This is a genomic window from Vibrio sp. Vb0598 (assembly GCF_033338935.1).
Classification (GTDB): domain Bacteria; phylum Pseudomonadota; class Gammaproteobacteria; order Enterobacterales; family Vibrionaceae; genus Vibrio; species Vibrio alginolyticus.
This window is the reverse complement of the sequence record NZ_JAWOTP010000175.1, coordinates 1-1,243: the sequence shown is the minus strand read 5'-3', so window position 1 is coordinate 1,243 and position 1,243 is coordinate 1. Positions and strand designations below refer to the sequence as shown.

The 1,243-nt window shown below is 47.9% G+C and carries 1 protein-coding gene; it reads left to right on the top strand.

Translation table 11 applies throughout. The features are described from left to right. Positions 1 to 1,243: DUF5801 repeats-in-toxin domain-containing protein (locus R7Q38_RS23850; RefSeq protein ID WP_318114531.1), on the top strand; the 1,243-nt coding region annotated here is incomplete at both ends.

The following is a 1,243-nucleotide window of genomic DNA, read 5'->3' as shown; positions in this document are numbered from 1 at the left end:
CATATCGTCGAGTACCATATCGTTGACTTGAACACGCCAGTTCAAGGCTTAACGTCTGGTGGGCAATCACTGACTCTCGTTGAAGTTTCTAATTCAGGTGGCGTATCCGTTTATGAAGCCATTATTGATGGAACAACAACACCTGCATTCCGAGTGACGTTGGATGTTTCTGATGGCAGCTACAAGTTTGAACTACTTGAGCCACTCGATCATCCAACCGCGAATGGTCAAAACGACATCGTCATCAACCTTCCTATCGCAGCGACGGATTTTGATGGTGATGTTTCGAATACTCTCACGTTGCCGATCACTGTTGTGGATGACGTACCAACCATCGACGGTTTGGCTCAGGGTAGTGAACAGACCGTCGATGAGGACGACCTACCGCAGGGTACTGACCGTACTCAAGACACCATCATCGGTGGTACCTTCGATGTAACAGAAGGGGCAGACCAAGTCACCTCGATTCAACTGAGTGATTTGACGACGCCAGTTAGTACATTGATGTCTGGCGGAGAGGCAATCACCTTAGTCTTAACGTCCAGTACTGGCGGGGTGAATGTTTATCAAGGTATCACGGTTAATTCTCAAGAAGTGGTGTTTGAGTTAACTCTGAATGCGTCAAATAGCTCCTATGAGTTTGATCTTAGAAAACCACTTGATCATCCTGATGGCAATCAGCAAAACAACATTGTAATCGAACTGCCAATCACTGTGACTGACGGTGATGGCGATGTATCACCAGTGTTCACGTTACCAATTACGGTGGTAGACGATGTACCCGTGGTAACGAATATAGACCGCTTACAAGTGCATGAAGATGATTTGCCGCTGGGCTCAGACGAGACCAAGGAGCCTTTAACGGTTTCTGGTCAGTTTGAAGTGACCAGCGCGGATGGTATCGACTCATTTGTTCTGGATCTCAATTCCAATCTACTGCCTGCACTTACTTCTGGCGGCGAGAGCATCGCGATTACTCAAGACGCTACAGCGTCAACGAGTGATGCTTTGGTTTATGTCGGAAAAACCGCTGGTGGCGACACCATTTTCACGCTGACATTGCATCAAGACGGACGCTACGATTTTGAATTGTCTGGCGCGCTCGATCATGCGACGAATTCTGATGACCTGACCATCAATCTGCCGATTGTGATTACCGACGGGGACAACGACTCCGTTAACGCGACGTTGCCAGTCACTATTTTGGATGATAAGCCGACGATTGAAGCTATTCGTCCAGGAA